Below are 19,389 nucleotides of genomic sequence, written 5' to 3'. Positions count from 1 at the left end.
CCCCGGCACGTCTAGGACTGTGCAGACAGCCCTTGATCAGTCCCGGTCCCCGGTCGCCGGCGTCCCCGGCGGGAATGCGGCGGTGAAGCGCGTGAACGACCCGGCCTCCTCCCCGCCGCCGCTGCGGCGGCGTACCGCGCTCGCGGCCGGCGGCGCCCTCGCGGCGGCCTGGCTGAGCGGCTGCGGCCCCTCCGACGGCGGCGACGGCGACAACGCGGGCGGCACCCCGAGCACCGGCGCCCCGCCCGCGTCCGGCACGCCCACCGCGACCGCCCCGCCCACCGCGACTCCCACCGCCCACCCGCCGTCCGCCGCGGACTGGTCCGCCCTCGGCTCGGCCCTCCACGGCACCCTGGTCCTCCCGAAGGACAGCGCCTACGCGGCCGACCGGCGGCTGTACAACACCCGCTTCGACACCCTGCGCCCGGCGGCCATCGCCTACGTCACCGGCACCGACGACGTCGCCCGCTGCCTGGACTTCGCCCGCCGCACCGGCACGGCCCCGGCGATCCGCAGCGGCGGCCACTCCTACGCCGGCTACTCCAGCGGCGACGGGCGGCTCGTCATCGACGTCTCCCGGCTGAAGTCCGTACGGCTGGACGGCACGGTCGCGACGGTCGCCGCGGGCGCCAAGCTCATCGACGTCTACGACACGCTCGGCCGGCACGGCCGGACGGTCCCGGCCGGCTCCTGCCCCACCGTCGGCGTGTCCGGGCTCGCGCTCGGCGGCGGACACGGCGTCATGAGCCGCTCCATGGGCCTGACCTGCGACAACCTGATCGGCGCCACCCTCGTCGGCGCGGACGGCAGCGTCCACGAGATCTCCGAGGACAACGAGCCCGACGTGCTGTGGGCGCTGCGCGGCGGCGGCTGCGGCAATTTCGGCGTCGTCACGTCGCTGCGCTTCACCACCCACCCCGCGCCCTCGGTCGTCACCGGCTACCTGACCTGGCCGTGGAGCCGGGCCGCCGACGTGGTGGCCGCCTGGCAGAGCTGGGGCCCGGACCAGCCCGACCACATATGGTCGGCGCTGCACCTGGACTGCGCCCCCGGCGGCTCCCCGAAGGTCTCCGTGCCGATGCTCTCCTCCGGCTCGCGCGCCGACCTCGCCGCCGCAGCCGACAGACTCGCCTCGGCCGTGGGCGCGAACGCCTCGTCGGTGTCGCTGCACCCGCACACCTACCGCGACGCGATGTTCTCCTACGCGGGCTGCGGCAACTGGTCCGCCGCCCAGTGCCATCTCGCCCCTGCGGGGCAGCTGGGACGCGAGACGTACACCGCGCGCTCCGACTTCTACGACACCGACCTCTCCGCGGCCGGGATCAGCGCGCTGCTCTCGCAGGTCCAGCGGCTGGCCGGGACGAAGGGCGGCGGGGCGGGCAGCATCGCGCTGACCGCGCTGGGCGGCGCCGTCAACCGGGTCGACCCGACCGCGACCGCCTTCAGCCACCGCCGCTCGCGCTTCCTCGCCCAGTACCTGGCCTCCGACGCGCTGTCGACGACCGGCTGGCTGAACACGACGCACGACGCGATGCGCCGCTACGCCTCGGGCGCCGCCTACCAGAACTACACGGACCCGGCCCTCAGGGACTGGCGCACCGCCTACTACGGGCCGAACGCCGACCGGCTGTCCACCCTCAAGCGCCGGCTGGACCCGGACCGGCTCTTCGACTTCCCGCAGGCGGTCTGATCCGCCCTCCGGTTCCGCCGCAGGGCCGCGCTCCGGACCGGCTTCCGGACCCGGAGCGGCTGGAAAACGCCTTGACCCCGCAGCGGGGCGGGGTCAGGCAGCGAGGTCCTTGTCGTCCGCGCGGTGCCAGTGGTGGTGCGCGGCGGCCGTCCGCGCCCGGCGGTGCGGCTCACGGCGCCGTGCCACCACCAGGAAGGCGGCGCGGGTGCCGGCCACCCGCCGGGTCAGCACGGTGAGGCCGGCGAGCGCGAGGGGCGCGAGCAGCAGCGTGGTGGCCGCACCCAGGGCGAAGCCGCCGACGACGTCGGTCGGGTAGTGCGTGCCCAGGTAGACGCGGGTGAAGCCCTCGGCGAGCGCGAGCACGAGGGCGACCGCCCCGGCCTTGCGGCTCACCATGAAGAGCCCGACCGCGACCGCCGCGGCCAGCGCGGTGTGGTCGCTCACGAAGGACATGCCGTGGTGGCCGGACACGAGCACGTCGAGGCCGTCGTGGTCGACGGACGGTCCGGGGCGCCGGACCAGCGCACGTACGGGGAAGTTCAGCAGCAGCGCGATGCCCGCGGCCAGGACCGCCCACAGCACGCCGGCGACCGCCGCCGGGGCGTCCGCCGACCGCCGGGCCACCCGCCACCAGCACCACCCGGCGAGCAGCAGCGTCAGCGCCACCAGCCCGTACTCACCGGCGAACTCCACGGCCCGGTCCACACCGCGCGGGGCCTGCTTGGCGAGGTCGTTGATCGATCTGAGCAGGGAGACGTCGGGGTTCGCGCTGTCGTTGGCGCCCTGTGCCATGGCGGTGGTGCCCCTCTAACCACTAGCAACTGACCGTGTCTCAGCGGCACGGCACGTCTGCAACCCCCGTCGCTTGCGTACCAAGCCATTGTCGCCCGTACAACGCCCGGCACTGTACGTAGCGTTCCGGTCTTCGCCAGAAGATCACCATGCTGTTATGCAAGGGTGACCGCGCGGGGCGTTTGGCGGCCGACCGTAGGCCAGAGGATGACGTCCGGGTGACGGGCGGGCGACGCAACGGACCGCGGTGACGGCACCGTCCACCCGCCGGACACCACCGCAGGCATCTGCCGGCATCCGCCGGCACCGGTCCGCACCCGCCAGGCATCCCGGGGGCGTCAGGACGCGGCGGCCGCCGGCAGCGCCTGCGCACCGTCCTGGGTGACGCGGGTCGCGCCGATGTAGTCGGCGCCGTCGATCGAGTCGAACCTGATCAGCGCGCCGGTGTGCGGGGCGTTGATCATATGGCCGCCGCCGACGTAGATCCCCACGTGGTGGATGGTGCGCGGGTCGCTCAGGTTGGTCGCGAAGAAGACCAGGTCGCCCGGCAGCAGCTCGCCGCGCGCGGGGTGCGGCCCGGCGTTCCACTGGTCGGCGGCCACTCGCGGCAGCGTGATGCCCACCGAGGCGTACGCGGCCTGCGTGAGCCCGGAGCAGTCGAACCGCCCGTCCTGCGCCGCCGTCCCCTCGCCGCCCCACAGGTAGGGAGTGCCGAGGCGCTGCTGGGCGAAGTAGATCGCCCCCGCCGCCTGCTGCGACGGCGCGACCGCCCCGATCGGCGCGGCGAAGCTCTTCTCCAGCGTGCGGATGCGCTTGACGTAGTTCTGCGTCTCGGCGTACGGCGGCACCCCGCCGGCCTTGATGACGGCGTAGGCGCCCGCGTTGTACGCCGCGAGCATGTTGTCGGTGACGTCGCCGGGCACGTTCTTGACGTACGAGGCCAGGTCGCAGTCGTACTGCGCGGCCGAGGGGATCGCGTCCTGCGGGTCCCAGACGTCGGCCTTGCCGTCGCCGTTGCCGTCGATGCCGTGCGTGGCCCAGGTGCCGGGGATGAACTGGGCGATGCCCTGGGCGTCCGCGCCGCTCCGGGCCCGCGGGTTCCAGCCGCTCTCCTGGTAGAGCTGGGCGGCGAGCAGCGCCGGGTTGAGCGCCGGGCACAGATCGCCCCAGTCCCGTACCAGCGACTGGTAGACGTCCGGCACCGCGCCCTTGGCCAGGCCCACCGCGTTCGTCCCGCGGCTCGCCAGACCCGCGGCCGCCGAGAAGGTGCCCACGACCAGCAGAGCGATGAAGGAGAAGAACAACCCGGCGCCGACGCCGAACCCGAGCCAGATCTTACGCCCCATCAGCAGCCCCTCCCCTTCCGCCGCTCACGGGCCTCCGGCCCCCGCCGGACCCCTTCTCTCAACTTCCGTCGACTTCTGTCAGCTCGTCAGGTCGTCGTCCCGTCATCTTCTCGGACCTTCACCGCCGCCCCCGCGCGGGAACGTCCGTTCCCCTCGTTGCCCAGCGGTTATGCTCGTGATACACAGAGTAGTCAACCATGTCCCATCGAACACCGGTCCGTCCACCAGTCTGACGGCTCCGGGCCGGATCACACGGACGATCCGCCGAGAAAGTTGCCGAGCGACGCGCAACAGCGGAAACGTCCGTCAAGATAGATGCTGGCCCCTTGCGCCCCGGCAGGGGAGCCAACTGACAGAGCGGGGTGGTGAGTTACATGTTCGTGGCAGCCCCCAAGGGCGATATCAACACCATCATCGGCGGCATCGCGCCCGACTGGGGACCCTTCGGGTCACTGGGCCAGGAAGCCCGTGTGATGATCGAGGTGGTCATGGCGGTGGCGATCCTGCTGTGCCTGGCCATGGCGATCTGGGGTGCGGCCAAGCAGCGGATCGGTGCGACCGCGCTGCGCGACACCTTCAGCGCCGAGCAGGGCAAGGGATTGATCATCGCCGGGCTGACCGGGGTGTTCATCATCGGGTCGCTCGGCACGCTGTTCACCATCGTCTACGGCATGGCCGTGTAGTCCGCGCCGCCGCGCCGAGCCGGGTTCGCGCCCCTCGCCGCTGTCGCCTCCCCGTCCGCTCCTTCTTCCTTCCTCCTCCCTGTCCGATCCGAGCCACGTCCCGCGGAGCCCGTCCCGGCTCCACCTTCCCACCCGAGGCTGCGTGCTGATGCCCACTCGACCAAGCAGCGGAGCCGTCCGCCCGACCCGTGGCATCCGCACGCCCGCAGCGCCCCGAGGGGCGGTCGCGCGATGAGCCTCGGCCAGGACGGACCCCCGACCAGGACCCGGCTGCCCGAAGGCCACTCCGCCCACGGCGGCAGCCGCCGCCCGCAGCCGCGGCGCGCCCTTGTCACGGTCGTCGGCATCGTCGTCCTGCTGATCGCCGCGCTGGCCTTCGCCAACCGCGGCGACCACCCGTCGGCCTCGCACGACAACGCCGGCAACGGCAGCGGTACGTCGGGCGCCTCCACGGGCACCGCGACCGGCAGCACCACCGGCAGCCACGGTTCCAAGGCCGCGCCCACCGACCCCACCGGGCAGCGGCCCGTCCAGGGCAAGAGCGCCGCCGGCATCCCGGCCGGCTTCGCCCACACCGACCAGGGCGCGCAGTCCGCGGCGGCCAACTACGCGGTCGCGCTCGGCTCGGCTGACATGTTCAACGCCGGCCGGCGGCACGCCATCGTCACCGCCATCTACGACCCGGCCGTCAGCGCCACCCTCCAGCAGAACCTGGACAGCGCCTACTCCGGCGACGCGCTCAAGAACCTCGGCCTGAACGCCGACGGCACCGCCCCGGACGGCCTCACCTTCGTCTCCCGCACGGTCCCGATCGGCACCAAGGTCACCGCGGGCGGCTCCACCGGCTCCGGCACCACGACCGTCGAGGTCTGGTGCACCGACCTCGTCGGCCTCGCCGGCACGGGCTCCACCAAGCCGGTCAGCACCGCCTGGTTCACCATCACCGAGCAGCTGGTCTGGTCGGGCGGCGACTGGAAGCTCCGCTCCTCCTCCCAGAAGGACGGCCCCGCCCCCGTCGCCGCCGACAACCAGGCCGCCTCCGCCGACGCCATCGCCGGCGCGGTCCGGGACTACGGAGGGTTCACGTATGCCAGGTAGCCGCCGTCTGCGCCGGTCCCTCGTGACCGCCGCCGTCCTCACCCTGAGCCTCGGGCCCGTGTCCGCGGCCCTGGCCGACACGCCTACGCCGAGCGCGACGCCGACGGCTTCGGCGACGCCCGACGACAGCTCCTGCTCCCTACTGGTGGGCGGGGCCAAGGACTACTGCACCAGCGGCACACCGTCAAAGCCCAAGTCCCCCGCAACCGAATCCCTCGACCCCCTCTCCTCCCTCGCCAAAGGCTGCGGCAACGCCGCCGGCTGGACGATCGACAAACTCTCGGCCGCGGTGACGAAGACGACCGAGGTCGACTTCACCAACACCTCCTTCCTCCGCCAGTACGCCGTCGTCTTCGCCGCGTCGACGATCCTGACGCTGATCCTGTGGCTGCTGGCGGTGGCCAAGCGGGCGGTGCGCGGCGTGCCGATGACGGAGGCACTGACCGAGGCGGTCGGCTTCCTGTGGCTGACGGTGCTGGCATCGGCCTTCACGCCGCTGATCCTCTACACCGTGGTGTCGGCGACCGACGCCGTCACGGACGTGATGTCCTCGGGCACGAAGTCCGACACCGATGTCTTCTTCGGCTCCTTCTCCGCCGCGCTCACCAAGGGCACGGACATCGGCGGCGGCCCGATCATGCTCATCGTCGTGTCGATGGTGTCGGTGCTGGCCGCGGGCGTGCTGTGGCTGGAGCTGGTGATCCGGGCGGCGCTGCTGTACGTGGGCGCGATGCTCGGCACCGCGGTGTACGCGGGTCTGGTGGACAAGAACATGTGGCACCACGTCAGGCGCTGGGCCGGTGTGATGATCGCGGTCATCCTCGTCAAACCGGTGATCGTGATCGTGCTGGGCCTGGCGGGCGCGCTGTCCTCGACGGACGACGGGCCGGACTCGTTCTCGGCCGTGGTGTCCGGTCTGGCCATCATCCTGCTGGCGATCTTCGCGAGCTTCATGATCTACCGCTTCGTGCCGGGCTTCGGGGACGACGTGGTCAACCTGCGCAACAGCCGCAAGGCGAGCGGCCAGAGCCAGGCCGCCGCGGTGATCTCGTCGCCGGCCGCGCTCGTCAAGCAGGGCATCAAGACCCACAGCGCCCGCGGCGGCCCGCAGGAGCAGGCCCAGGGCGGCGGCGCCCCGACACCGTCGAACCCGGTGGCGGGCGGCATCGCGGCGCACAGCGCGCGCGGCGGCGGCCAGGGCGGCGGCGCCCCGGCACCGCCGCGCCCCGGCACCGGCGGCGGAGGCTTGGGGGCGCCCTTCCGGGCGAACCGGGGAACGGACAACGGCACTTCGCAGGGAGGTGATCGCGGGTGACGACCCAGCCCTTCACCCAGCCGCGCCGCACCTATCTGATCGGCAAGGCACGGCCCAACGCGATCGTGGGCAAGAACCGCGAGACCGGCGAGATCGTGCTGATCGTGCTCGGCGCGGGGCTCGGCATGCTCAACGGGCTGCTGGTGCCGTTCCTGCTGCTGCGCATCGTCGGCCTGATCGGCTGGCCGGTGCTGGCGCTGGCCGCGGTCTTCCTGCCGTACCGCAGGCGCACGTTCTACCGCTGGTTCGAGATCAACCGCACCTACCGCCGTACGCTGCGGGTCGCGCCGACGTACCGCTCGGCGGTGCAGGAGGCGGGCACCGCGCTGGACGGGCGGGAGGTCGAGGTGGGGCCGCCGCCGGGGATCGGGCGGATCAGCTGGCTCGCGGCGCCCTTCGGGCCGGACGAGATCGCGGTGCTGCTGCACGTGGACCGGCGGACGGTGACGGCGGCGATCGAGATCGAGGGTCCAGGTGTCGGCCTGCGGGACAGCGAGGACCAGGAGGCCCTGGTCGAGCGGTTCGGCACGCTCCTGAAGCACGTGGCCAACGGCGACGGTTTCGTCACCCGGCTGCAGATGCTGGCCCGTACGCTGCCCGCCGATCCGGACGCGCACGCCAAGGACGTCGCCCAGCGCGGCGACCCGGAGGCGGAGCGGTGGCTCAAGGACTCCTACGACCAGCTCCAGTCGATGGTGTCGACGTCCTCCGAGCAGCACCGCGCGTACCTGGTGGCCTGCATGCACTTCACCCGCGAGCTCGCGGCCGAGGGCAACGCGCTGGCACGGGCTTCGAGCGGACGCGGCCGCAAGGTCGACAAGGACGCCGGGCTCGCCGCGGTGATGGCGCGCGAGCTCAACGACATCTGTGCGCGGCTCGCCGAGGCGGACATCCGGGTGCGGCAGCCGCTGGGGCAGGCGCGGCTGGCGTCGCTCATCCACTCGATGTACGACCCGGACCACCCCATCGACCACATCCAGGCGATGACCCGGCGCAACGCGTGGCCGGCCGAGCTGGACGCGACCGAGCCGACGTTCCTGCAGGCCAAGACGCGCGAGTCGACGACCCGGGCGCCCTGGCACCACTCCACGGCGTGGATCAAGGAGTGGCCGATGACCCCGGTGGGCGTCAACTTCCTGGCGCCGCTGCTGGTCCACACCCCGGACGTGATCCGTACGGTCGCGGTGACGATGGACCTGGAGCCGACCGATGTCGCGATCGAGCGGATGCTGACGGAGAAGACCAACGACGACGCCGAGGCGAGCCGCGCCGCGAAGATGAACCGCACCGTGGACCCGCGTGACATCGCGCACCACGGCCGGATCGACCAGCGCGGCGAGGACCTGGCGAGCGGCGCGGCCGGGGTGAACCTGGTGGGTTACATCACGGTGTCCTCGCGCTCCCCGGAAGCGCTGGCGCGCGACAAGCGCACCATTCGCGCTTCCGCCGGTAAGTCGTATTTGAAGCTTGAGTGGTGCGATCGTGAGCACCACCGGGCATTCGTCAATACGTTGCCGTTCGCCACCGGCATCCGCCGCTAGTCGCCGTCCTGAGGAGGCCGTCGCCATGCCCATGCTGGACCCTCTCGCGGCGCTCACCGAGGCGTTCACCAGTTTCCTGTTCGGCCGTGTCGAGACGGGGCGGCTGCCGGTGCGCACCTCGACCGGCCAGGCGCAGGCCGTCTACCTGCCGACCGCGGCGCCGGGCCTGGGCGACTCCGGGGTGATCATCGGCCGCGAGGTCTACTCGGGCAAGGGCTACATCTACGACCCCTTCCAGCTCTACGGCCAGCAGCTGCCCGCGCCGCACTGGCTGGTGCTGGGCGAGTCCGGCAACGGCAAGTCGGCGCTGGAGAAGACGTACGTGCTGCGCCAGCTGCGCTTCCGGGACCGCCAGGTGGTGGTGCTGGACGCGCAGGGCGAGGACGGCGTCGGCGAGTGGAATCTGATCGCGCAGGCGATGGGCCTGACCCCGATCCGGCTGGACCCGATGGCGGCGCTGGACGGCGGCATCAAGCTCAATCCGCTGGACCCGGCGATCACCGTGACCGGCCAGCTGGCGCTGCTGCGGACCATCATCGAGGTCGCGATGGGCCGCGGTCTGGACGAGCGGTCGGGCTTCGCGCTGAAGGTCGCGCACGCGTACGTGGCCGACACGGTGACGGACCGCCAGCCGATCCTGACCGACATCGTCGAGCGGCTGCGGCACCCGATGCCGGAGTCCGCCGAGGCGATGAACGTCGCCCTGGACGACGTGCGGGCCTGGGGCCTGGACGTGGCGCTGGTGCTGGACCGGCTGGTGGACGGCGACCTGCGCGGCATGTTCGACGGCCCGACGAGCGCGGGCATCGACCTGGACTCGCCGCTCATCGTCTTCGACCTCTCGCACATCGACCGCAACTCGATCGCGATGCCGATCCTGATGGCGATCGTCGGCGTGTGGCTGGAGCACACGTGGATCAGGCCGGACCGGAAGAAACGCATCTTCCTGGTCGAGGAGGCCTGGCACATCATCAACTCGCCGTTCGTGGCCCAGCTCTTCCAGCGGCTGCTGAAGTTCGGCCGGCGGCTCGGCCTGTCCTTCGTCGCGGTGGTGCACCACCTGTCGGACGTCGTCGACGGGGCGGCGGCCAAGGAGGCCGCGGCGATCCTGAAGATGGCCTCGACGCGCACGATCTACGCCCAGAAGGCCGACGAGGCACGCGCGACCGGCCGGGTGCTGGGGCTGCCGCGCTGGGCGGTGGAGATCATCCCGACGCTGACGCCGGGCATCGCGGTGTGGGACGTCAACGGCAACGTGCAGGTCGTCAAGCATCTGATCACCGAGGCCGAGCGGCCGCTGGTCTTCACCGACCGCGCCATGACCCAGTCGTCCTCGGAGCACGCCGCCGACCTGGCCGAGGCGGAGGCGGAAGCCGAGGCCGAGGCACGCGCGGAGGCGCACGCCGCGGCGCAGGTCGCGCTCGCCAAGCAAATGGCCGACGACGCGGTGGCGTGAGGCGGGGGGCATGGCGGCTCAGAAGCGGGAGCAGAGCGGCGGCGGCCTGCCGGACGGGCTGGTCGTCGGCATCATCGCGTTCCTGCTGGGCGTCACCCTGCTGGTGTGGACGGCGACCGGTATCGCGGGGCTGCTCGCGCACGGGTCGTGGCCGACGGGGCTGCACTTCACCCGCACCCCGCGGGCGATGCGGGCGCTGGTCGGCGAGCCGCACGACATCCCGGCCGCGTGGCCGGACGCCGCGGCGGGCGGGCTGTCCGGCGCGGGGCTGTTCTGGGGGATCTTCGTCGGGCAGTTCATGGTGCTGTTCACGCTCGCGGTGTGGGTGATGAACGTGGTGGCGCGGCTGCGCGGCAAGGGCCGCCGCCCCGCCCGCAGGCCGGCGCCCGTACCCGTCGCCGAGCCGGAAGCCGAGCCGCAGCCGGTGGCGGAGGCCGCGGCGGTGCCCGCGCCGCGCCGCCGGAGCCGCACGCCGGGCGACGCCCACGGCAAGGACGACGGGCTGGACGCCTGGTTCCGTACGGTGCCGCGGGCGGTCCCGCCGCGGGCCGCCGACCCGATCACCGCCGAGCTCCCCCCGGTCGGCGCCGCCCCGGCCCCGCCGCCCGCGCCCGGGCCGCGCCCGGCGGCCCTCGACGGCGGCGAGGTGACGCGCACCTACGCGCTGTTCGCCGGGCCGCGCGGCGACCAGGCCAAGCGGGTGGTGCAGCCGGCGGTCCTCGCGGCGGCGGGCCCGGTGCTGGTCACCACGGCGGACCCGGACACGTACCACCAGACGGTCGGCAACCGCAGCAAGCTCGGGCCCGTGCACGTCTACGACCCCGCGCACCTGCTGGACGTGCCCGGCAGGCTGCGGTGGGCGCCGCACGGCGGCTGCGAGCAGCCCTCGACCGCGGGGATACGCGCGGCGGCGCTGCTCGCCCCGCTGCGTACCGCGCGCGCCGACGAGGCCATCGTGCACTCCACCGCGGTGACGCTGCTGCGCTGCTGGCTGCACGCCGCCGCGGTCGACGGCCGCCCCTTCCGCCAGGTCCACCGCTGGGCGGCGGGCGGCCAGGCGGCGGCCGACGCGGTGCGCATCCTGCGCTCCGACCCGCGCGCGGCCTCCGGCTGGAGCGGCGAGCTGGAGTCGGTGCTGCACGCCCACCCCGACCGGCGGGACGCCGCGCAGGCCCTCATCCGGCAGACCCTGGAACCGCTGGGCTCCGTGCACATCCGCGACGCCTGCAATCCGCCCCGGACCGGTGGGCTCGACGTGGAGTCGTGGGCCGCGGAATTGGGCACCCTTTACGTGGTGGGCGAGCGGGTCGAGGACCCGCGTACCCACCTGGGTGCGATGCCCCTGCTCACCGCACTCGTCTCCAGCGTGGTCGAGCACGGCCGGCGCATGGCCGCAGGGTCACCCGCCGGCCGGCTCGACCCACCACTGACCTTCGTCCTCGACGACGTCGCGGTGCTCGCCCCCGCCCCCGACCTCCCCGCCCTGCTGGCCGAGGGCACGACCGCGGGCCTCCCCACCCTGGCGGTCCTCCGCTCCCCCGAACAGGCCACCGCCCGCTGGCCCGCCCCCCTCTGGCCCGCCGCAGACCTCCGCCTCACCCTGGACCCGGCGTCGACGCTCTCCGTGCCCGACGCCATTCCGCTGCGCTGAGCTTTGTCCGGGGGCGCTCCGGGGTGCCTCGCGCGCTGGTCGCGCGAGCTTGCGGTGGGTGGGGGGTTGCTCGCGCAGTTCTCCCCCAGAGCTTCGCCTGGGAGGTACCCCCACGCGCCCCTGCGCGGCGGCGCCGTGGGTGGGGTCGGGTGCCACTCCGGGGGTACCTCCTCGGAATGCGCGTTCGCCCTCTTCCGTAGCCGTTGAGGGACTGGAAGCGCATTCCTGCGGGGGCACCCCCGGATCGTCCCCCTCCCGACGTCTCGTCGGCTGCTGCCCGCAGGTGGGGATGATGCCCCAACGGACTGCGGTTCGCCCCCGACGGCGAGCCACCCCCACAGGTGGACCGCAACTGTTGCTCCTACTCGCACGGGTGGTGGGGGTGGGAAACACCCCCGCGCCGCCAGGCGCGGGAAACCCGCCACCGGTGGGGAGCCGCCGACGTGCCCCCAGCCCCCGCCGGGGAAGCGCACCCCGCCCCGCCGTCAGGCGATGCGCGCGAGGTCCTCCGCTGCCACGGCCCCGAGCAGGGGAAGGCCCGAGACGAAACGCTCGACCTCCTCCACCGCGTACGCGCCGAGGCGCGCCACCTCGGACCCCTGGCACCCGGCGATGTGCGGGGTCAGCAGCACGTTCCTGAGCCGGTGGAGCACATGCCCCACCGGCAGCGGCTCGGGGTCGGTCACGTCCAGGTACGCCTCGATCCGCCCCGTCTCGCACTCGCGCGCCAGCGCCTCCGTGTCGAGGAGGCGGCCGCGCGCGGTGTTGATGACGGCGGCGCCGTCCCGAAGCATCCGCAGCCGGCGCGCGTCGAGCAGGTGGCGGGTCTCGGGCAGGTCGGGGGCGTGGACGGTGACGATGTCGGACGCGGCGCACAGCTCGTCGAGGTCGACGAGCCGCACGCCGAGCGCCCGCGCGTCCTCCGGGGTGACGTACGGGTCGGCCAGCAGCACCTGGAAGCCGGCGTCGGCGGCGCGCAGCCGGGCGATGACGCCGCGGCCGATGCGGGACGCCCCGATGACGCCGACGACGGCCCCGTCGGCGCCGCGCCGCTCGGCGTGCGCGGGCTGCAGCCCGTGGTGGTACCCGGCGGCGTAGCCGAGGGCGCGGCGCGCGGCGAGGACGACCGTGGCCATCGTGAACTCGATGACGGGCCCGGCGTTGGCGTCGGCGGCTGACGACACGGCGACACCGCGCGCCCACACCTCGGGTCGCACGTGGTGCTTGACCGTCCCCGCGGCGTGGATGACGGCGGCGAGCCGCGGGGTGCGCGCGAGGAGCGCGGTGTCGATCTCGGGTGCGCCCCACCCGGTGAAGAGGATCTCCGCCTCAGCGAAAGCCGCGTCGCTCGCCGGGTCGGCGGCGTCGGTCACGAGCACCTGATGGACGTCGGCGAGCGTGCCGAGCCGGTCGCGCAGCGGTGCCGGGAGGACGAGGTCCACGATGTCCTGCTGCATCGCCAGCACCAGCTTCGGCCGCTCCGCCATGTCTGCCCCTTGCGTGTGATCGCGTGTAATCGGTTACTCCTCGATGCACTCAGATTAGGTCCGGGCACTCCAAGGGTCAACGTTCTGCGGTGCGCAAGGGCTTGACCCTCTCGTAGTAACCGGTTTAGGTTCCCTCCCACCTCAAGGCGTCGAGGAGGACGCGATGGCGACAGCCGAACGGGACGCCACCGGCCGCACAGGAGCGGCGGGTGCGTCCGGTGCAGACGGACGGGCCGGACGGGCGGGGCGTGGGACGCGCCTCAAACGGCTGCGCAGGGACTGGGCACTGCTGGTGCTGATGGCCCCCGGCGTGGCGTATTTCCTGGTCTTCCACTACGGCGCGCTGGCGGGCAACGTCATCGCGTTCAAGGACTACGTCCCCTTCGACGGCCTGTGGGCCAGCGCATGGGTGGGCTTCGACAACTTCCGGACCATGTTCGGCGACCCGGACTTCTGGCACGCGCTGCTCAACACCGTGGTGATCGCGCTGCTCCAGCTGGTCTTCTTCTTCCCGGTGCCGATCGCTCTCGCGATGCTCCTGCACAGCCTCACGCGGGACAGCATCCGGCGCTTCGTGCAGTCGGTCGTGTACCTGCCGCACTTCCTGTCCTGGGTGATCGTCGTGGCGGTCTTCCAGCAGGTGCTCGGCGAGACGGGCCTGCTCAACAACGTCCTGGGCGACGCGAACCTGCACACCGTGAACGTCATCGGCAACCCGGAGGCGTTCAAGCCGCTGGTCATCGCCCAGGTGATCTGGAAGGACTGCGGCTGGGGCACGATCATCTTCCTCGCCGCCCTCGGCCAGGTCGACGAGCAGCAGTACGAGGCCGCGGCCCTCGACGGGGCGGGCCCGTGGAGGCGGTTCTGGAACGTCACGCTGCCCGCCATCCGGCCGATCGTCGTGCTGCTGCTGATCATGCGGCTCGGCGACATCCTGTCGGTCGGCTTCGAGCAGATGCTGCTGCAGCGCTCCTCCGTCGGCACCGGCGCGGCCGAGGTCATCGACACCTTCGTCTACTTCAAGGGCCTGGTAGGCGGCGACTACGGGTACGCCGCCGCGGCCGGCCTGTTCAAGGGCGTCGTCGGCGCCGTCCTCGTCTTCGCCGCGAACAAGGTCGCGCACCGCCTCGGCGAGCAGGGGGTCTACCAGTGAGCAGCCTCACCCAGGCCCGGCGCCGGTCCCGTCCGGCGGCCCGGCACCCCGGACCCGGCCCGCGCCCCGCGTGGATGGAGCGGCCGCGCCCGGCCACCCGGGCCGCGAAGGCCGTCGCGCTGACCGCGGTCGTACTGCTGGTCTGCGTACCGTTCCTGATCATCGTCGCGACGAGCCTGGCCTCCACCGACGAGGTCGTCGCCAACGGCGGCTGGGTGCTGTGGCCGCAGCACCCCACGCTGCGCGCCTACCACCAGCTCTTCGACGGCGGCATCGTCACCCACGCCCTGTGGGTCAGCGCCGGCATCACGATCCTCGGCACCGCCGCGAGCATGGTCTGCACGATCGGCCTGGCCTACGCGCTCAGCCGCCGCGACGTCTTCGGCGGCCGGCCGATCCTGCTGCTGATCCTCTTCACCTTCCTCTTCCCACCCGGCATGATCCCGGCGTTCCTGCTGGTCAAGGGCCTGCACCTGCTCAACGGCTACAGCTCGCTGGTCGCCCCGGTGCTCATCAACGTCTTCAACCTGGTCGTGCTGCGCGGCTTCTTCCAGTCGCTGCCCGAGGAGCTGCACGAGGCCGCCCGGCTGGACGGCGCGAGCGAGTGGCTGATCCTGCGCCGCATCGTGCTGCCGCTGTCCAGGGCCGCGCTCGCCGTCGTCGGCCTGTTCTACGCGGTGTCGTACTGGAACGCCTGGTTCTACGCCTCGATCTACCTCGACTCCGGCAAGTGGCCGCTGCAGCAGGTGCTGCGCACGTACGTCATCGGCGGCGCGCAGCTCGCGGACTCCGGTGTCGGCGACGCCTCCCAGGTCGCCGCGCCGCAGACGATCCAGATGGCGGTGCTCGTCGTGGCGACCGTACCGATCCTGCTCGTCTACCCCTTCCTTCAGAAGTACTTCACCAAGGGCGTGCTCACCGGCGCCATCAAGAGCTAGTGCTGTGACCGGGAGGGTTTGCCGGTCACAGCACCAGCCAAACCCCTCACCCCTCCGAAAGGACCTCCCGTGAGTACCCCGTCGTTCTCGCGGCGCTCCCTCCTGCGCTCGATCGCCGCAAGTGGTGCCGCCGTGGCCGCGCCGTCCGTCCTCGCCGCCTGTTCCACCTCGGGCAGGAAGCACGACGTCGGCAACGCCGGCAAGAAGCTCGCCCCCTGGCCCGCGTACGTCCCCTTCTCCGGGCCCGCCCCCGACCTGCCCGGCACCGCCGACGGCATCCAGCCCGGCTACCTGAGCTACCCCAAGGAGCTCGCCACCGCCGTCCACGACAAGCCCGGCAAGGGCACCGAGACGATCAAGGTGATGACGATCACCTACGGCACCCCGCCCAAGCCCGCCGGCGAGAACAGGTTCTGGACGGCGGTCAACGAGGCGCTGGGCGTCAAGCTGGAGTTCACGGTCGTCCCGGACTCCGACTACATGACCAAGATGGCCACCATGATGGCCGGCAACGACCTGCCCGACGTCATCAACTTCGGCGGCGGCCACACCCTCCCCCGCGAGGCCGACTTCGTCGTCTCCAAGTGCGCCGACCTGTCGGACTACATCTCCGGCGACGCCGTCAAGGCCTACCCGAACCTCGCGAACCTGCCCACGTACGTCTGGCAGGACATGGGCCACATCGCCGGCCGGCTGTGGGGCATCCCCGTCCAGCGCTCCGCGCCCGGCAACTGCCTGTGGATCAACAACGACGTCTTCACCGCCGCCGGCATGAAGGACGGCTGGACATCCGAGGACTTCCTGGAGGTCGCCAAGGCCGCGACGAAGGGCAGGAAGTACGGCCTCGGCTCGTCGCAGCCGCTGCTGTTCGGCGAGACCATGCACTCCATGGCGTGGGGCGCCCCGCAGGAGTGGAAGCTCGACGGCGGCGCCTTCGTCAGCGCGTACACCACCGACGAGTACCGCGCCTCCATCGAGTTCATGCTCGAGCTGCGCCAGGCCAACCTCTACAACCCCAACGTCCTGGGCACCTCGACGGTCGACTGCAAGACCTTCTTCTACAACGGCACCGTCGGCTCCATGGTCGACGGCTTCGGGGCGCTGAGCACCTCGGTCCCCAGCATCAAGGACGCCTTCGTCCTCGACGCCGCCGTCCCGTACACGCCCTCCAACGGCGCCAAGCCCGGCATGCAACGGGCCAAGGGCGCCTGGGGCTACACCGTGCTGAAGAAGACCACGCCCGACCGCATCAAGCTCATCCTGCGCGTCCTGGACTACCTCGCCTCGCCGTTCGGCACCAAGGAGTACGAGCTCAACCACTTCGGCGTCGAGGGCACCCACTTCACCCGCGACGGCAACGGCTCCCCCCTCCCCACCGAGCTGGGCCAGGTCGAGAACCCGGTGCAGCTGCCGATCAAGTACCTGTGCGACGCCCCGCAGGTCCTCTACATGCCCGGCCGCCCCGACGTCGTCCAGCGCAACCACGCCTGGCAGCTCAAGGTCGCCCCGATGCTGGTGCGCAACCCGCGCTTCGGCCTCCAGTCCCAGACCTTCAGCCGCGTCGGCGCGGCCATCGACCAGCTGCGCACCGACACGATCGGCGACGTCGTGAGCGGCCGCAAGCCGATGAGCGCCTGGGGCGACGCCGTGAAGAAGATGCGCAACCAGGGCCTGGACCGGATCGCCGAGGACTACGCGAAGGACTACGCCTCGAACCACTGACCCCGGCACACCGCCGGACAGCACAGCAGACCACGGACGCGCACCGGCCCGGCGCCGCCGCACCCGGCCCACTACGCTTGGGCGGCGGCGCACGGCCGGGGCGGACACCGGCACACCGGGCACACCGGGGCGCCGGGGACATCGGATGGCGGGGATGGCGCAGACTTCACCAGGGCCGGGCACCACGGCCGGCGGCAACGGCACGCGCCGCGTCACCATCCGCGACGTCGCGGACCGCGCGGGCGTCTCGGTCGCCACCGTCTCGCGCGTCCTCGCCGGGAACTACCCGACGTCCGCCGCGGCGCGCGCGAAGGTGCTGCGGGCCGTCAAGGACCTCGACTACGTCATCGACGGCCGCGCCCGCGCCCTCGCCGGCACCGGGCCCAAGACCGTCGCCGTCATCGTCTCCTCCGTCGACAGCGCCTTCTACGCCTCCGTCGCCCAGGGCGTCGAGCAGGAGGCCGCCGCCCGCGGCCGGCTGTGCATGGTGTGCAGCCACGGCGGCGACGAGGCGCGCGAACTGGCCCTCGTGCAGATGATGCGCGAGCAGCGCTGCGAGTTCGTCGTCCTCGTCGGCGGCGCCGTCGAGGACGAGCGCTACCAGGCCCGGCTCGGCGAGTACGCCCACGGCCTGGCCGCGGCCGGCTCCCGCCTCGTGCTGTGCGGCCGCCCCGCGCCCAGCCCCGACATGCCCGTCCTCGTCGTCGAGTACGACAACGAGGCCGGCGCCTACGCCATCACCAGCCACCTGCTGTCCGCCGGCCACCGCGACATCCTCTACTTCGGCACCATGCCCGGCCACACCACCACCGAGCCGCGCATCGCCGGCTACCGCCGGGCCCTGGCCGACCACGGCCTGCCGTCGTCCGCCGAGCGCGTCGAGGGCATCGGCGTCGGCCGCGCCCACGGCTACGCGAACATGCGGCAGATCCTCGCCGGCTGCGACGGCCGACCCGACTTCACCGCGGTCTTCGCCGGCGACGACCAGGCCGCGGCGGGCGCGATGGCCGCGATGCGCGAGTACGGCCTGCGCACCCCCGAGGACATCTCCGTCGTCGGCTACAACAACGACGGCCTCGCCCAGGACCTCAACCCCCCGCTGACCACGGTCAACATCCCCGCCTACGAGCTCGGCCGCGAGGCCGTCCGCCTCGCCCTCGCCGAGGAGTCCGCCGGGCCCCGCACCCCCACCCAGTCCCGCCACCTCCTCGGCACCCACACCGTCCTGCGCGCGAGCGTCCGCCACCTGCGCTGACGGCCCTCACCCCTCGCGCAGGGACCGCGCCATCCCGAACGCGCCGAGCAGCCCGTTGTCGACGAACCTCGTCATGTCCCCCACCCGCCCGCCCGCAAGGCCCAACACCATCACCCCGTGCGCGTGCGCGATCGACGAGCCCCGGTCCCGCCGGTAGAGCGCGAACGCCGGCTGCCCGTTCGCCCGCAACCCACGGAGCACATAGCTGCGCCCGTCCGCGAAGACGACCGTCCGCAGGAAGTCCGCGACTGCCGGCACGCCCTCGTACGTGGCCTCCAGCGGCGGCATCGTGAGCCGCGCGTCCCCCGTGAGCAGCTCCACGAGGGCCGCGACATCCCCCGCCTCGAAGGCACGCGCGAACGCGTCGACCACCCGCCGCTCCTCCGCCGACCCCGGCAGCGGCGCCCGCTCCCGGTCCTGCCCGGGCAGCGCGGCATCGAGTACGGCACGGGCCCGGCGCAGGGCGAGGTGCACGGCGTTCGCCGTTGTCCCGAGCATCGCCGCGACCTCGGCGGCCCGGAAGCCCAGCACGTCACGCAGCACGAGCACCGCCCGCTGCCGCGGCACGAGCTGCTGCAGCCCGACGACGAACGCGAGCGACACGGCCTCCCGCGCCTCGTACCGCGCCTCGGGCCCCGGCTCCTGGTCCGGCAGCTCGCCGAGCAGCGGCTCAGGATACGGCTCCAGCCACGCGGGCTCCGCGGGCCGCCGCGAGGGTTCGGGCAGCGCGGTCATCGTCTCCGGCCGTGCGGGCCGCCGCTGCCCGGCCCGCAGCGCGTTCAGGCAGCGGTTGGTGGCGATGCGGTAGAGCCACGTCCGCACCGACGCCCGCTCCTGGTAGCCGTCGAGCCCGCGCCATGCGGCGAGCAGCGTCTCCTGGAGCAGGTCCTCCGCGTCCTGGAGGGAGCCGAGGATGCGGTAACAGTGCAGCTGGAGCTCCCGCCGGTAGGGCTCGGTCAGCTCCCGGAAGGCGTCCCCGTCCCCCGCCCGCGCCCGCGCGAGCACCGCCTCGCCGTCCTGCCAGGTCTCCGCCGCCATCTCCGGACCCTCCTCACCGCGTACGTCCACCCACCCTCACCCGTACCGACACCGCGGGGCGCGGAAAACTGTCGCAACGCAGAAATGCGTCAGCCCCCGTGCTGTGCACGGGGGCTGACGCATTTCTCAATATTTGTTCGGCGGTGTCCTACTCTCCCACAGGGTCCCCCCTGCAGTACCATCGGCGCTGAAAGGCTTAGCTTCCGGGTTCGGAATGTAACCGG

At 72.7% G+C, this 19,389-nt stretch carries 15 protein-coding genes and 1 rRNA gene; 11 read left to right on the top strand and 5 right to left on the bottom strand.

Annotated features, from left to right (window positions below; all coding sequences use genetic code 11):
• Positions 1-82 precede the first annotated feature (82 nt).
• Positions 83-1,690: an FAD-binding oxidoreductase gene (locus IH54_RS0133955; protein ID WP_234344160.1), complete on the top strand. Its 1,608-nt coding sequence runs from the start codon at positions 83-85 to the stop codon at positions 1,688-1,690.
• A gap of 93 nt (positions 1,691-1,783) precedes the next feature.
• Here the strand turns inward: IH54_RS0133955 and IH54_RS0133950 are convergent, their stop codons facing one another.
• Both IH54_RS0133950 and IH54_RS0133945 read right to left on the bottom strand, forming a co-directional pair.
• Positions 1,784-2,482, bottom strand: a complete 699-nt coding sequence (locus IH54_RS0133950) for a phosphatase PAP2 family protein (RefSeq protein ID WP_031524464.1) — start codon at positions 2,480-2,482, stop codon at positions 1,784-1,786.
• Positions 2,483-2,820: 338 nt separating this feature from the next.
• Positions 2,821-3,828: a bifunctional lytic transglycosylase/C40 family peptidase gene (locus IH54_RS0133945; protein ID WP_031524461.1), complete on the bottom strand. Its 1,008-nt coding sequence runs from the start codon at positions 3,826-3,828 to the stop codon at positions 2,821-2,823.
• A gap of 374 nt (positions 3,829-4,202) precedes the next feature.
• On the opposite strand from IH54_RS0133945, the gene IH54_RS0133940 reads away from it, so the two are divergent.
• The 6 genes from IH54_RS0133940 (at position 4,203) to IH54_RS0133915 (ending at position 11,572) form a co-directional block, all read left to right on the top strand.
• The gene (locus IH54_RS0133940) at positions 4,203-4,511 is read left to right on the top strand and encodes a hypothetical protein (RefSeq protein WP_031524459.1); all 309 of its coding nucleotides are present in this window, start codon (positions 4,203-4,205) and stop codon (positions 4,509-4,511) included.
• Positions 4,512-4,742: 231 nt separating this feature from the next.
• Entirely contained in the window at positions 4,743-5,609 is an 867-nt protein-coding gene (locus tag IH54_RS0133935) for a hypothetical protein (protein WP_031524456.1), read from the top strand.
• Positions 5,599-6,924, top strand: a complete 1,326-nt coding sequence (locus IH54_RS0133930; RefSeq protein ID WP_078862738.1) for a hypothetical protein — start codon at positions 5,599-5,601, stop codon at positions 6,922-6,924. The genes IH54_RS0133935 and IH54_RS0133930 overlap by 11 nt, the downstream gene beginning before the upstream one ends.
• Positions 6,921-8,465 (top strand): SCO6880 family protein, encoded by a 1,545-nt coding sequence (locus tag IH54_RS0133925; protein WP_031524452.1) that lies wholly within the window; start codon positions 6,921-6,923, stop codon positions 8,463-8,465. The genes IH54_RS0133930 and IH54_RS0133925 overlap by 4 nt, the downstream gene beginning before the upstream one ends.
• A 31-nt stretch (positions 8,466-8,496) precedes the next feature.
• Entirely contained in the window at positions 8,497-9,921 is a 1,425-nt protein-coding gene (locus IH54_RS0133920; RefSeq protein WP_052398182.1) for an ATP-binding protein, read from the top strand.
• A 10-nt stretch (positions 9,922-9,931) separates the two neighbouring features.
• Positions 9,932-11,572: a type IV secretory system conjugative DNA transfer family protein gene (locus tag IH54_RS0133915; RefSeq protein WP_031524448.1), complete on the top strand. Its 1,641-nt coding sequence runs from the start codon at positions 9,932-9,934 to the stop codon at positions 11,570-11,572.
• Positions 11,573-12,057: 485 nt separating this feature from the next.
• Here IH54_RS0133915 and IH54_RS0133910 read toward each other — a convergent pair whose 3' ends face one another.
• Positions 12,058-13,059: a hydroxyacid dehydrogenase gene (locus IH54_RS0133910; protein ID WP_031524446.1), complete on the bottom strand. Its 1,002-nt coding sequence runs from the start codon at positions 13,057-13,059 to the stop codon at positions 12,058-12,060.
• Positions 13,060-13,357: 298 nt separating this feature from the next.
• On the opposite strand from IH54_RS0133910, the gene IH54_RS0133900 reads away from it, so the two are divergent.
• From IH54_RS0133900 to IH54_RS0133885, 4 genes are all read left to right on the top strand, one after another.
• The gene (locus IH54_RS0133900) at positions 13,358-14,212 is read left to right on the top strand and encodes an ABC transporter permease (RefSeq protein WP_031524444.1); all 855 of its coding nucleotides are present in this window, start codon (positions 13,358-13,360) and stop codon (positions 14,210-14,212) included.
• A 74-nt stretch (positions 14,213-14,286) separates the two neighbouring features.
• Complete coding sequence (locus IH54_RS0133895; RefSeq protein ID WP_031524442.1) at positions 14,287-15,150, top strand: carbohydrate ABC transporter permease; 864 nt, start codon at positions 14,287-14,289, stop codon at positions 15,148-15,150.
• 69 nt (positions 15,151-15,219) lie between these two features.
• A complete protein-coding gene (locus tag IH54_RS0133890; protein ID WP_031524440.1) occupies positions 15,220-16,872 on the top strand; it encodes an extracellular solute-binding protein in 1,653 nt (550 codons plus the stop codon).
• A gap of 154 nt (positions 16,873-17,026) precedes the next feature.
• Positions 17,027-18,127 (top strand): LacI family DNA-binding transcriptional regulator, encoded by a 1,101-nt coding sequence (locus tag IH54_RS0133885; protein ID WP_052398181.1) that lies wholly within the window; start codon positions 17,027-17,029, stop codon positions 18,125-18,127.
• Between the two features lie 6 nt (positions 18,128-18,133).
• On the opposite strand, the gene IH54_RS0133880 is transcribed toward IH54_RS0133885, so the two are convergent.
• Both IH54_RS0133880 and rrf read right to left on the bottom strand, forming a co-directional pair.
• Positions 18,134-19,165 (bottom strand): RNA polymerase subunit sigma-70, encoded by a 1,032-nt coding sequence (locus IH54_RS0133880; RefSeq protein WP_031524437.1) that lies wholly within the window; start codon positions 19,163-19,165, stop codon positions 18,134-18,136.
• A 135-nt stretch (positions 19,166-19,300) separates the two neighbouring features.
• A 5S ribosomal RNA gene (gene rrf / locus IH54_RS42130) occupies positions 19,301-19,389 on the bottom strand; the annotation flags it as partial.

The sequence above is a fragment of the Streptomyces sp. NRRL F-5123 genome (genome assembly GCF_000721495.1).
Lineage (GTDB): Bacteria > Actinomycetota > Actinomycetes > Streptomycetales > Streptomycetaceae > Actinacidiphila.
Note: the sequence above shows the minus strand (reverse complement) of the source record. Positions and strands in the feature narration are given on the sequence as shown.